The organism is Aliiglaciecola lipolytica, assembly GCF_018860635.1.
GTDB lineage: Bacteria > Pseudomonadota > Gammaproteobacteria > Enterobacterales > Alteromonadaceae > Aliiglaciecola > Aliiglaciecola lipolytica_A.
On the sequence record NZ_JAHKPT010000025.1, the window covers coordinates 1 to 12,852 of the forward strand.

Genomic DNA, 12,852 nt, shown 5'->3' on the forward strand with positions numbered 1-12,852 from the left:
AAATTTCAGGCACAAAAAAACCAACTAAAAAGTTGGTTTAATGTTTGGTACCAGAGGGTAAGGCTGGTTTCTTTAGCAACGCAGTTGCGCCCAGCCGCACGACACGCCAAGGATGGCGTGGCTGGGTGAGCCACCATGGATGGGTTCAAATTGGGTTTTGTCTAGCGTTAATTCGAAGAGCTCACCTCACGAATAGTCCGGCGAGTTGAGATTAACTCAAATTTCAGGCACAAAAAAACCAACTAAAAAGTTGGTTTAATGTTTGGTACCAGAGGCCGGACTTGAACCGGCACACCATTACTGGCGGCGGATTTTGAATCCGCTGCGTCTACCAATTCCGCCACTCTGGCAACGTACGCTTAATCTATTTGATTAAGCGTTTGGTATACTCGCTGTGCTAACGAGTGGCAGGCATTATATCTTCGCAATTTCTGCTTGCAAGTATTTTATGCAATGAACATCATCAAATGTCGATAAATTAGGCATAATCGGACAAATGATGTGCTCATGAACTGAATTTTTACTGCTAAGCGTAAGTATCAACAGTTAACAAACTATCAGAACTGGATTTTTGTCCGCTAATTTGAGAAAGCGCGTTAAGAAATTGACTGCCTTTTTCCTCATCACTTAGCTTATCTGCCTGAGACTTATTGCTATCCAGAAATGATTTCAATTCCGCTTGTTGATCTTTAGATAAAGAACTCAACATGGATGTCACTTGCTCTTGCTGCTCAGATGATAAAGACGCCACTGATGACTCAAGACCTGGCGGCACTGCACCTTGTGGCGGTGGTGGCGGACGTCTTTGTTGAGTATCATCCATGTTGATATCTGACATATTGATTGAACTGCTTTGACTATTAATTTGCATTGTTCGCTCCGGTATTAGTTATTGTCTTCAGATCTGCGCTGTCCATGCCCTTCCGGCACAGCTACAAGTTCGTCTTGCATGGTTTGGCAAGTAGCGGTAATGGTATCACCACGGGGCGTACTGAAGCTCACTTCATCGCCTTCACTTTTTCCTTCACAAGCTTCGAGTGCTTCTTGTGGAGGCTTACCACCTCGCCCTTCTCTATCTGGCTTTGCTAGCGTTAATGGGCTGACTAAAACGGAACTCAAAATCAAAAGTGTCATCACTGATTTTTGCATATACAATTCTCCAAAATTAAAAGATGTAAACGATTAAATTGACTATTTTCACTGGTTAAAGGTTAACAAATGAATGTGCAGAAAGTGTGCATTTACCGTGGAATAAAGCGCTACTTCAGCTTTTGTGACTAGTGCAAGCCAAATTCACCCGATATACTTGCGCCATGAAAATGACAACTAAACTATTTTTGATTTTATTGGGCCTTATCACCACTATGCTGGTGATTTCTTTAAGCCTTGCCCAGTGGAGCTTTAAACAAGGATTTCTGGAATTTGTTTCTGGTATCGAACAAAGCCGTCTTGAGAAAATAAGTAACGATGTACTGGCGCAATATGTATTGTCCAAGAACAGTTGGGAAGACGTTCAACGGATTGGTCTGGAAGACTTTATCAACAACAATAAACGTTTTAATTCTCCGCCAAAACATCCGCCCATGAATAATAGAGGTGGTGGAGAGCGGCCAAGACATGCTCCGCCTCCCCACCAGCAACTGCTTGCCAATAGGCCTAACGAGAAACCCAATCCAGGTGCGCCCTGGCGGGATAACACGTCCGGCCCTCCAACGGGGTTATTCGACGTAAATGGCGCGCTACTTTCAGGTGATGACCACTCAGATAATAGTCAGAACTCGTTTAGCTATCCATTGTATATAGATAATATAAAAGTGGGCGAACTTAGAAGCTGGCCAAGCATTGAAGGCTCCTCTGAGTCAGCAAACCTATTTGCGCAAAAACAATTTTCTGCTTTTTTAATTATTGGACTCGTCTGTTTAATTTTGGCCGGCTTGCTGTCACTGTTGGTATCTCGTAAATTGTTGCAGCCCATCAAACTAATTATGCAAGGTGTTTCCCAACTTAGTAGCGGCAATTACGCTGTTAATCTCACCACAAATCGCAAAGATGAACTTGGCGAACTAATGGATAACGTTTCCTACTTAAGCCAAACCTTAAATAAAAACCGCTCTGCCAAAAATCGGCTTTTTGCGGATATTTCTCACGAATTGAGAACTCCGTTAACAGTGCTAACCGGTGAAATTGATTTATTAAAAGAAGGGGTTAGACCCTTTAACTTGAAAAATTTACTATCTCTGGAACAGGAAACTGAGCGTCTAAATCATCTGGTTGAAGATTTGTACCAACTATCTCTATCGGATGTGGGAGCATTGAAGTACTCCATGGTTCAGACAAACTTATCCGAAACTGTTGAACGCTGCATTCAAAGTGTTAGCCAGCACGCAGGAGCAAAGTCGATAAAAATAACTGCCGACATTCAACACAATATTATGATGACCATGGATAATAGGCGAATTGAACAACTGTGCTTGAACTTGCTAATGAATTCCATTGCATATACAGATACGCCTGGGCAGATAGATATAGCTTTATCGGTACAACAAGAGCACATTAGCTTACGCATCAACGACTCCAAACCATCAGTTAAACATAGCGATTGCGAGAAGCTATTTGAACCCATGTTTAGGTTAGATTCATCGCGCACCAGCAGAGAATCCGGTGCAGGATTGGGTCTTACAATTTGTAAAAATATTGCAGAAGCCCATCAGGGGCAAATTAAGGCATCACCATCTTCGCTAGGTGGCTTATGTATCGAAGTAATGTTTCCGTTACCAAGGGGTGAAAAGTGAATCAACAAAAACATGTTCTGATTGTTGAAGATGAGCCCAAGATCGCTCAAATCTTAGTTGAGTTTTTACAACTAGAAGATTTTCAGGCTACCGTTTTACACGATGGCAAAAACGTAATCGAGTTTGTCAAAAAACACTCCCCTGACTTCGTTATTCTGGATGTCATGTTGCCGTTTAAAGATGGTTACACTCTATGTAAAGAAATTCGTCAATTTTCCACGGTTCCGATTCTGATGTTAACCGCCAGAGTAGATGAAATAGATAGAATAATGGGCTTAGGAATTGGAGCCGATGATTATGTTTGCAAACCTTTTTCCGCCCGAGAAGTGGTAGCAAGAGTACAAGCCATATTGCGTCGATTTGAACAACAATCGATTTCCTTAGACAATGTAGTTACCTATAAAAATATTCAACTGGATTTAGCTCGTCACCAGACCACAGTAGCGGATGTTCACGTTGAATTAACCCCGGTGGAATTTAGGTTATTACTGGCCTTAGTTAAGCGTCCTGGCGTGGTATTTTCACGCGACCAACTAATGAATACCTGTTATGAGGATGAGCGAATTGTTAGCTCACGTACTATTGATAGTCACATGAAAAATCTAAGAGCTAAATTACAAATAGGTCAATCCGCAAATCCCCTGCTACATTCAATTTATGGCGTTGGTTATAAAATCGAATAAGTACGGGCAGCGAATCTTCCAAGGGCTTTAAAATTCAATCAAAAACACACTTTATTTGCACAGTCTCTGCACATTTCGTCGCTATGCTTTCGCTCATTCAAATATTGAGTACAAAGTAGAGGCTCTAGAATGCAAAAAAAATCATGTTTTGCTCTATCATTGATAATTAGCAGCGTATTGTTATACGGATGTAATGGCAGCCAAACAGATGATGTCACTGTTGATGATGGAAGTAGCAGTGACGACAGTTCGCTGACAACCCAATCTACTTTCGACCCAGATGTGTTTCACGATGGTGCGCTACTTGAAACCCCTACCATTGAAAACTGCACTTTATCAGGTGGAACCTCAACGACTTGCTACCGGATCACTATCGCTGGCGAGCCTGTCACAACGGACATCGGTCCCTTTTGTCCTCCTACTATTTATTCCGATGCCAGTGAAGGAGGAATCTGGTTTGACGGTTCAGGGGAAGTGTATGATATTGATGGCGAATTTATTCTCAATCTTGCCAATCTCTACGGCGCCGATTGGCAACTTTATGATCCTGAAACAGGCAACGTCAATGTAACCAATACGCAAGCTTCTTGCGAAGGTGCGGCCCGCCCGAATGTTGCAGAAGAATACCAAAATCACTGTGTCGAATGCTCACTCACTTACTTTGGTGGTGCAGTGTCTCAAACCTTTTTAATCCCCGTTGAACCCGTTGCAATGAGCAATCCCGACAGTATCAACAATAACGATTTGGGAATAACAGTTAACGGCGTGGTGTTAGCTCCTCCTGCTCCTGTTGACGCTATTCTTGCAGCCAATACCATCGCTGCGTTTGATGATTGTGGTGGACACATCAATCCGTTTGAAGGCTACCACTATCATGCTTCAACTGGTTGCACAGAATCGGTATTTCAAGACGACAATCACGCCAGTTTATTAGGTTATGCCATCGACGGATACGGTATTTATGGAATGCTAAATATGTCTGGCGAAGAAGATTACGACTTGGACGAATGTCGTGGTCATAGTGATGACACTAGAGGCTATCACTACCATTCGGCGAGCGCTGGAGAAAATATGTTTATCGGTTGTTTCAAAGGTGAACAAGGGTACTTGGTTAGCGAGTAATTATTTAAGGATAAAATGATGAAAAAATATGTATTGATAGTTGGATTAGTTGCTTTTAACAGTGTTGCTCATCAAGGGCACATTGACGATACAGCATTACAAGCATGCGCTGAGAAGGCTATAGCAACCCCTTGTGGATACGTGTCAGCCAACCTACAACTACACAAGGGCAGCTGCCAACAATTTAATCAAAATCTTATTTGTGTGCGGAATAAACCCCTTGAGACAGTGACGGACGAGAAATTGGCTAAGCTCAGAGCCGAGGGTGAAGTTGCCATATCGACTTGGTTGTCGAAACGACATGCCTCCCATAAAGGACACTAGTAGGTTAATTTAAGTCGGTTTAATTAAGCTGCAAGCAGTCTCTAATTAAAAATCGCAAACGAAGATCTTTATTGCTCACTGAAGTCATACACTTTAGGTAAATAAAAATCTTCGCCTGCTTTGTGTTTTTTCTGCATTACGTCAAAAAATGCTCTGATTGAAATCCCGTGGACTTTGACAACATTCAGCTTGTGTTGCAAATCATCAATGAAATCTTCACTAATATTATGCGCGTATTTAATTAACTCCAAATCAGCCTCGTCCCCCACATCAAAGTAGCTTTGTATAAAAGTATGCAACTGAGCAATGCGAAACAACACTTTCATTGAACTTGGGATCCAGCGCTTAAATTCCATATCTGGATGATTAATTAAACCTCTATCAACTTCTTGGTTTTTCATCCAAGGAATGCAATGAATTTCAAACCCTCGATGGGTAAACACCTTGTAAATAGACAACCTAGGAGCTCGCGTAAATTCGACTGAGCCAAGCTGGCCGGCCTTACCATCAAGGGTTTTGGGATTCCAATTAGCCTGATTTAATAATCCATCAAGAGAGTTCTCAAAGCCATAACGAAACATTCCTTCGGCTAGGCCTAAGGAAGTCGAAACTGCATGGTAAAACGGTGGAACATTATTAAAAGTGATTTTTTGTTTAAGACGATTAATGTCTCGCAAGACTAAATCATGACGTTTATTGATAGTAGGATCAGGGGACATTTTTGCTAGGGCATTTAACCAAATTCATAATAACTAATAGTGTACTTGGATAAGGCTAAATGCAACCTATAAACCTAGGTCTAGCAAAGACTTTTACGCTGCTTTGTAACCTTTCCAGAAGTTCTTAAATTTTTCTTGGGGCATAATCGAGCCGCGATGATTAGTGACCTCTTTGGCAACTGCAGCCGCTTTTTCGATGGCACTTTTCATATCTAAGCCTAGGATTCTTGCTCCAAGGTAAACACCAGCAAAAGCATCGCCAGCTGAAGTGGTATCGATAACGGCGGGATTAGGGGCAACTTGCACTTCACAACATGCATCTGAGGAATAGCCGAAAACACTCTTCGAGCCATCTTTAATAATCAGTTCATCAAAGCCACAACTATTTAAAAATTTGACAATTTGTTGCCGTTGTCGCAACCCAAATAGTTCGAAGTCTTCCATTCCCGGCAATAAAATATTGGCTACCTGAAAACCCTGACCTATGGCATTTTGGGCGACTTTTTCGTTTTCCCATAAAGCGGGGCGATAATTTGGATCGAATGCAATATTGACACCTTTATTACGCAAACGACAAAGCATATGCAGTAACTGAGCACGATCATTGTCATTTAAGATAGCTAAGGTGATACCGGAAAAAAAGATTAATTGGCAATCTTGAAGGGCTTGTTCGGCATTTTTTGACAAGTTCTGCATTAACAATTTAGCCGCAGAGTCGTTGCGCCAATATAAAAAAGAACGCTCACCTTGATTATCTGTTTGCACCATGTAAGCACCCATAATACGCTTTTCATCTACTTCGATAAAACGATTATCTAAGCCTTCTAATTGCAACATATCGAGCAGTTGTGTGCTTACAGTATCGCTGCCAATGCAACTCATAAAATTAACATTTAATTGCTCAAAAGCACGTTTCATATAAACACTGCTATTAAAAGTATCCCCAGCAAAGCCCTTATGAAACTTGTCATCTCCGTATTGACTTAGCTCCATCATACATTCCCCAATCATGACAATAGGTTTTGAAGAATATATCTGCGAATTATCACTTTGTTGCACCATTATCCAGCTCACTTGTTTGTAAAACCACACCTAGATCATGAAGATCTGCTAATTATGTCCAGTTTCTGTCGATTCATATTGAATAAAAACCGCCAACAACAAACTAACCAAAACAGAATGATAACATTACCAATTACAAATATTGGTCATACCACAATATTATGATCACAAATTAATGTCGATGGGTTTGAAATATAAAGATTTAAAATGAGAGAGAGGGAAATTAGGCCACCGAGGTGGCCTCCGCAGGGTACGCGGGCATGAGTAAGTTACCTGAACAAACCGCATTGTCAACCAAAACATAAAAAAGGTATAACCAAAAATACCAAATCCAAATAAAACAACTAAATCAAATGGTCAGGTATTTGTTTATGAAATCTAGGCTTGTTGAAATCATTATTGCTGAGAATTATTATTGCTAAATAAAATTGAACACTTAACAAGATTCGTAAACAGAATAAGGTGTAGACTAGTACAAAATAAAAAGTATTTAGCCACTTAAAATTGTATTAAATCAATTGCTCTGCACGGTAAGATCCTTAACTTAATCTTGCTTACCAATGTATTTCTCAGTTGCTTGCTCAACTTAGTACAGTTAGCACGTTGGGCTATACAAATTGGCATTGCAGTTAAGTACGCGTACAATTTGCATTATTATAGATGCAGACTCTGGCTAATTGTTCTTTGCTGTATAAATTTTGTTTCAGGAAAAATTTAGAAAATGAAAAATCGTCGTATGTTTTGGCAGATTGTAAGTAAAATTGAATCACAGATTGACGCTGGCCGTTACCCTGTGGGCAGTCGCCTTCCACCAGAAAGAGAATTAGCAGAAAACTTTGAAGTCAGTCGCCCTACTATTCGAGAAGCGATAATTGCGCTAGAAGTAAGAGGCAGAGTTGAAGTAAAAGTGAGTTCAGGTGTATACGTCATTGATACTGCATCTAAAGGCGAATCTACGCCCAACATCAGCGCATTTGAATTAACACAAGCGCGCGCTTTAGTTGAGGGAGAAGCAGCCGCCCTTGCTGCATTATCAATTACCGATAAAGAACTCGAAGCACTAGAGAAAACGTTAAAAGCAATGGAAAATGGCGATGAGCCAGAAGCCGCTGATCGCGAATTTCATTCGATTATTGCTACTGCAACTCGCAATACAGCTTTGCTTTATTCGATACAACATTATTGGACGTTACGTGAGTCTCAGCCACAAATTGTTGCTGCATATAAAGGTGTATGTAGTAGTAGTGTTCAAGATCGTCTTGAAGAACATAGACGCATCTATTTGGCACTGAAAAAGCATGACTCTCAAGAAGCACGAGCGGCTATGCACGGCCATTTTCATCGTTTAATTAATTCATTATTTGAAATATCTGAAGCCGAAGCATTGGAAGAAGTCAGAAAAAAATCCAATGAAACCCGTGATCGTTATTCTTTGACTCACTTGGTCGGTTAATATCAGCATGGCTTATGTTGTTGTGAATACAATATAAGCTTGATTTGTTTAAATTTTGCCAACTATTTTTGTGCGCCCATAGCATCATTATCATTTAGGTTAACATGACCCAAACTACCCAACATTTTCCTCGTGCTGGCTTTTTTAAACGATTAGCAGCCATGGTATATGACATCCTAGTTGCCGTGGCAATTGGCATGTGTGCAGGACTTATTTATTCAGTTATTGGCTTGATGTTATTTGAAAATGGCATAATTGATAAGCAAGGTTTTACCCATTTCATGGATTTTACTGACCAATCCCTGTGGTTTAGAATCAGCGAGCAAATCTGGGTTGGATTCTGGATTTTGGTTTTCTTTTTGTGGTTTTGGCGAAATGGTGGACAAACCATCGGCATGCGTGCTTGGCGATTACGTTTATTTAGTACAACCGATCAGCCGTTGGGCTACGGTCGAGCTTTAATGCGAATTATTTTCTCATTAGGGGGATTGGGAACACTTTTAGTATTATTTGATGTGAAAAATAAACAATCTTTGCAAGATAGACTGGCAGGAACGGAAATGCTGGTGTTAAGCAAAGATGCAAATCATCACCGTGCTTGGAAATCACTTTAAGCACTTAATCATCGCTAATGAACTCAATCAGAATTGTTTCTTGCTGCTATTTAGGATTATTCAACGACATCGGTAAATAAAAGGATCTAAGGCTCACAAGCGCTATTTTTCACAGAGTGTTCAGTATGGTGCAATGCTCATTTTTTAGGCCTTTTGTGGTGCACTTAGACGTTAAGCAGCCTGCGAAAAAAATACCCCCTCCATCAAAAAACCAATAAATACCGTTACATTTCAACACCTTATGAAACAATAAAAAAGCTGACCATTCGGTCAACTATATGGCATCTTTTGTGCTAACTCTCTTGACTAATTGATTCAGAAATCAAAATCAATTTATTCAAATAAGAATTACACACAAGCCAGGAAACACACTATGAAAAACAACAACAAACAAAAGTTTCATCCGGTAGCATTGGGAATTGCTATTGGTCTTGCGACTTTGCAGCCTTTGAGTTTATATGCACAAGAAGCTGAAGAAGATGCAACTGAAAGCGTGGAGCGCATCTCTGTTACAGGCTCCTTAGGTAGCTTGCCTGGTCAAGATGTAGAGTCAGTATTCGGTTTTGGAAAATCTATACTGGAGACTCCCCGTTCAGCCTCCACGATTAGTGATGAACAACTCGAGCGTTTTGCGGTATCCGACATAGATGATTTAGTCGCTTTCGCTCCAGGTACTTATACCCAATCATTCTTTGGTGTTGCGGGCTCTTTGGATGTACGTGGTACTCCGGGTGAAGCATATTTTCGAGGGGTTAAACGATTAGATAATCCTGGAAACTATCCAACTCCAATTGGTGCCTCAAGCAGTATCGATATTGTAAGAGGCCCAGCTTCCCCTATTTACGGACCAGCTAAAATTGGGGGATACCTCAACTTTAACCCTAAATCTGCCCGTGCTAGCGGTGGCCAATATTTGGATGAAAATAAAGGTGCATTCTCATACACATTAGGAAGTTGGGACAAAAGTGTCCTAACTGCCGAATTAGGTGGCCCAGCGTCAATCGGCGATAAAAAAATGGGCTTCTATCTCTATGGTGAAGTTGAGAATTCTGGCAGCTACTATGATAACTCAGCAACCGATCAAACCGTGTTACAAGCATCGTTTAATATTGATATCACTGATAATTTACGCCTTGAATTTGGTGGAATGCATCATGATTATGATGGAAATCAAGTAGCCGGTTGGAACCGCTTAACCCAAGATTTAATTGACACAGGAACCTACATAACGGGTACCGCCAAAAATATTGATACCGATGGTTCAGGAGCTATTTCCCATGAAGAGTATGGTGCTGTAAATCTAGCTGGAGAAAACTTTTTCTATGCATTTGCACCATCGTTCACCGATGCCGACGCCACTGAATTGATGCAGCTTGATAATCCTGGCACCACAACATTAAGCGGTAATCAGGTATTAGTTGCCGCCGACGATGTCCTAACTAACACTGTTGATACCCTATATTTCGATATTATTTATTACACAGAAAATGATTGGGAAATTAAAAACCAAATGTTTTATGAGGCATATGAAAACCTCAATGAAAATGCCTATGGTTTCTCTCAATTCCATGAAAGTTCTGTTTTCGAAAACAAATTGATTATTTCAACTGAATACGAAAACGACTCTCTACTTGCACAATTTCAGGTGTCACCATCTATTCGACGCACTCAGTTCTTACATGGTGATGATTTTACCTATGAGTACTTTAACCGTCGCGATTTAACCATGGAGTCAACCGCGTTAGATAGACGTGAATTAGCCACACGTATCGACGACAATTACGATAACTATGACGAAGGTAATTACATCGATTATGGTATTGCTGCGATGACCGATTTAACCTGGGATTTCGGCCTGAATATCGTGTTAGGTCTTCGCTATGACGTTATCGATGTAGAAACCACTAGCCACGGCGATAAGCTATTGGTGAAAGGGCCTGTTGTTAGTGCTGAGGATAGTTTCAATGGCACCTCATGGAACACCAGTATTTCATATAAAACGCCAATTGGTTTGATTCCCTACATCACGATAGCGGAACAAGCAACCGTGATTGCAGGTCAAGGTGCTGAGATTGGTTATGGTCAATTGATTGATGATGATGGCAATTCATATAACGGTGCATTTGATACTTCTGAATTGAAAGAAATTGGTATCAAGGGCTCGTTTTTAGATGATACCTTGTATTTTGCTTTATCTTCCTATAAACAAGAACGCTCCGATTTTAATGCACAAGCGATTGTTACCAATGCAACTACTGAGAACAAAGGTACTGAGTTTGAATTACGTTGGGTTGTGAATGAGCAATTAGTTGTTACCGCTGGTTATACCAACATGAAAGTATACAACCTAACTGCATACAACAATGGTGAAGGTGGTTCATTATTTGGTTTCTTGGGTGCTGAAGATCTGACTAGCCTATCTGACCCATCACTTGTATTTGGTGGTAATCCCATCGGCTTAACCTTAATCGATGTTGGTGCAAGTAAAGAAGATGCCCGTAAACAAGGGATTCCAGAAAACATCTACACCGCAACCGCGACCTATGATTTCCAGAATGGTTTTGCAATAAACGGGAGTGTAATTCGTGCTGACGAAACTTACTCTAGCTTCTCTAAATCGGTTGAATTACCTGCCTATACTTTGGTCAATGCAGGGGTTGTTTACGATGCAGATACCTGGACTGCGAGTTTATCCATTAAGAACCTTACGGATGAAAAATACTATCGCGCAAATTTCCCAGATCTATTTGGGGCGCAAATTGTGCTACCTGAGTTACCAAGACATTACCAAGCGAAATTTAGCTATAAATTTTAATCTTAAAAATAACGTTAAAATGAGTTAATTGTTTTATTGGTATTAGGGTAAATATGTTGTTTCGACATATTTACCCTTTTTACAGGAATCGACAAATGTTCGGCATTACACTCCAAAAATTATTTAACAGCGCATTATTCAGTGTCGCTATATTAGGGTTGACAGCTTGTACTGTCGATAACAGTGAATCTAATTCAACAACGCTTCCAACAGCGATTGAAGTAAAAGTGGTTGTGGTAACCATGTTTGAAATTGGTGAAGATGAAGGGGATAAACCCGGTGAATTCCAACTTTGGAAGGCCGGCCAAAAACTCTCAACCAAATTCGATTTCCCCCACTCACATCACGATATATATATGAATACTGACACTGGCGTGATGGGAATTGTCACCGGCATGGGCACCGCTAAGGCCACTGCAGCAATAATGGCGCTAGGTTTAGATCCTCGCTTTGATTTAAGTAAGGCCTATTGGTTGGTAGCCGGCATAGCGGGTTTTGATCCCGCTGATGCATCTATTGGTTCTGCCGCTTGGGCAACATGGATTGTAGATGGCGACTTAGCCCACCAAATTGACGCACGAGAAATTCCAGAACAGTGGTCTTCTGGTTATTTTCCGCTTTTTGCCAATGCTCCATATTCTGATTCAGAACACGCATCAGACACCCAGCACAGCGCTAACGGTGAAGTTTATAAACTGAATCCATCGTTAACGGAATGGGCTTTTCAGCTCACTAAAAATATTCAATTAACAGATTACCCAGCAATGGCAGAATTGCGGGCCAAATACAGCGACTTTGCAAATGCGCAGAAAAAACCTTTTGTGCTCAAAGGTGATCAGCTTGCCTCGTCTACGTTCTGGCACGGAAAACGACTTAATCAATGGGCAAATGACTGGACAACCTTTTGGACCAACGGTCAGGGTAACTTTGTCAGCTCCGGTATGGAAGACACCGGCACTATGCAAGCCATAGAGTATTTAGACCGAATAGATAAAGTAGATAGAGACAGAGTGATGGTGCTGCGTACAGGTAGCAATTACTCTATGCAACCAACAGGTTTAAGTGCCGCCGAAAATCTGGCGATGGAAAGCGGTGAGGCGGGCTTTGCTGGCATGCAATCGGCCTTGGAATCAGCCTATACGGTAGGTAGCACAGTCGTAAAAGCCCTACTTGACGATTGGAAAAATTATCGCCAAAATCCACCAAGCGCTTGATTTTAATAGTATAAAAAATGCTGATAGACATCAGGTCAATTATAATAACTAGAG

Annotated in this window: 12 protein-coding genes and 1 tRNA gene; 8 read left to right on the top strand and 5 right to left on the bottom strand. The window is 40.9% G+C overall.

Going from position 1 to position 12,852, the window contains the following annotated elements:
• Nucleotides 1-263: 263 nt before the first annotated feature.
• From KO530_RS12375 to KO530_RS12385, 3 genes are all read right to left on the bottom strand, one after another.
• A tRNA-Leu gene (locus KO530_RS12375) sits at nt 264-350 on the bottom strand.
• 176 nt (nt 351-526) lie between these two features.
• Complete coding sequence (locus KO530_RS12380) at nt 527-871, bottom strand: hypothetical protein (protein WP_216048755.1); 345 nt, start codon at nt 869-871, stop codon at nt 527-529.
• A 14-nt stretch (nt 872-885) separates the two neighbouring features.
• On the bottom strand, nt 886-1,149 hold the full coding sequence (locus KO530_RS12385) for a hypothetical protein (protein WP_216048756.1): 264 nt from the start codon (nt 1,147-1,149) through the stop codon (nt 886-888).
• Between the two features lie 170 nt (nt 1,150-1,319).
• On the opposite strand from KO530_RS12385, the gene KO530_RS12390 reads away from it, so the two are divergent.
• The 4 genes from KO530_RS12390 (at nt 1,320) to KO530_RS12405 (ending at nt 4,921) form a co-directional block, all read left to right on the top strand.
• On the top strand, nt 1,320-2,792 hold the full coding sequence (locus KO530_RS12390; RefSeq protein ID WP_216048757.1) for an ATP-binding protein: 1,473 nt from the start codon (nt 1,320-1,322) through the stop codon (nt 2,790-2,792).
• Complete coding sequence (locus tag KO530_RS12395; RefSeq protein ID WP_216048758.1) at nt 2,789-3,475, top strand: response regulator; 687 nt, start codon at nt 2,789-2,791, stop codon at nt 3,473-3,475. Before KO530_RS12390 ends, KO530_RS12395 begins: the two co-directional genes overlap by 4 nt.
• A 129-nt stretch (nt 3,476-3,604) precedes the next feature.
• On the top strand, nt 3,605-4,597 hold the full coding sequence (locus tag KO530_RS12400; protein WP_216048759.1) for a YHYH protein: 993 nt from the start codon (nt 3,605-3,607) through the stop codon (nt 4,595-4,597).
• A gap of 18 nt (nt 4,598-4,615) precedes the next feature.
• On the top strand, nt 4,616-4,921 hold the full coding sequence (locus tag KO530_RS12405) for a hypothetical protein (RefSeq protein ID WP_216048760.1): 306 nt from the start codon (nt 4,616-4,618) through the stop codon (nt 4,919-4,921).
• A 68-nt stretch (nt 4,922-4,989) separates the two neighbouring features.
• Here KO530_RS12405 and KO530_RS12410 read toward each other — a convergent pair whose 3' ends face one another.
• Nucleotides 4,990-5,640 carry a hypothetical protein gene (locus tag KO530_RS12410; RefSeq protein ID WP_216048761.1) on the bottom strand — a complete coding sequence of 217 codons (651 nt, stop codon included), beginning with the start codon at nt 5,638-5,640 and terminating at the stop codon, nt 4,990-4,992.
• A gap of 93 nt (nt 5,641-5,733) precedes the next feature.
• Nucleotides 5,734-6,702, bottom strand: coding sequence for a sugar kinase (locus KO530_RS12415; protein ID WP_354667876.1), 969 nt, complete (start codon nt 6,700-6,702; stop codon nt 5,734-5,736).
• Between the two features lie 721 nt (nt 6,703-7,423).
• Here KO530_RS12415 and KO530_RS12420 point away from each other — a divergent pair.
• From KO530_RS12420 to KO530_RS12435, 4 genes are all read left to right on the top strand, one after another.
• Complete coding sequence (locus KO530_RS12420; protein WP_216048763.1) at nt 7,424-8,155, top strand: FadR/GntR family transcriptional regulator; 732 nt, start codon at nt 7,424-7,426, stop codon at nt 8,153-8,155.
• Nucleotides 8,156-8,259: 104 nt separating this feature from the next.
• On the top strand, nt 8,260-8,769 hold the full coding sequence (locus KO530_RS12425) for an RDD family protein (protein WP_216048764.1): 510 nt from the start codon (nt 8,260-8,262) through the stop codon (nt 8,767-8,769).
• Between the two features lie 373 nt (nt 8,770-9,142).
• Nucleotides 9,143-11,584, top strand: a complete 2,442-nt coding sequence (locus tag KO530_RS12430; protein ID WP_216048765.1) for a TonB-dependent siderophore receptor — start codon at nt 9,143-9,145, stop codon at nt 11,582-11,584.
• Nucleotides 11,585-11,679: 95 nt separating this feature from the next.
• A complete protein-coding gene (locus KO530_RS12435; protein ID WP_216048766.1) occupies nt 11,680-12,798 on the top strand; it encodes a purine nucleoside permease in 1,119 nt (372 codons plus the stop codon).
• The last annotated feature ends 54 nt before the right edge of the window (nt 12,799-12,852 follow it).

What these genes read in the sequence shown, in the direction of transcription:
- KO530_RS12380 (WP_216048755.1), bottom strand. Translation starts at nt 871, where the DNA reads ATGCAAATTAATAGTCAAAGCAGTTCAATCAATATGTCAGATATCAAC.
- KO530_RS12385 (WP_216048756.1), bottom strand. Translation starts at nt 1,149, where the DNA reads ATGCAAAAATCAGTGATGACACTTTTGATTTTGAGTTCCGTTTTAGTC.
- KO530_RS12390 (WP_216048757.1), top strand. Translation starts at nt 1,320, where the DNA reads ATGACAACTAAACTATTTTTGATTTTATTGGGCCTTATCACCACTATG.
- KO530_RS12400 (WP_216048759.1), top strand. Translation starts at nt 3,605, where the DNA reads ATGCAAAAAAAATCATGTTTTGCTCTATCATTGATAATTAGCAGCGTA.
- KO530_RS12405 (WP_216048760.1), top strand. Translation starts at nt 4,616, where the DNA reads ATGAAAAAATATGTATTGATAGTTGGATTAGTTGCTTTTAACAGTGTT.
- KO530_RS12410 (WP_216048761.1), bottom strand. Translation starts at nt 5,640, where the DNA reads ATGTCCCCTGATCCTACTATCAATAAACGTCATGATTTAGTCTTGCGA.
- KO530_RS12415 (WP_354667876.1), bottom strand. Translation starts at nt 6,702, where the DNA reads ATGGTGCAACAAAGTGATAATTCGCAGATATATTCTTCAAAACCTATT.
- KO530_RS12420 (WP_216048763.1), top strand. Translation starts at nt 7,424, where the DNA reads ATGAAAAATCGTCGTATGTTTTGGCAGATTGTAAGTAAAATTGAATCA.
- KO530_RS12425 (WP_216048764.1), top strand. Translation starts at nt 8,260, where the DNA reads ATGACCCAAACTACCCAACATTTTCCTCGTGCTGGCTTTTTTAAACGA.
- KO530_RS12430 (WP_216048765.1), top strand. Translation starts at nt 9,143, where the DNA reads ATGAAAAACAACAACAAACAAAAGTTTCATCCGGTAGCATTGGGAATT.
- KO530_RS12435 (WP_216048766.1), top strand. Translation starts at nt 11,680, where the DNA reads ATGTTCGGCATTACACTCCAAAAATTATTTAACAGCGCATTATTCAGT.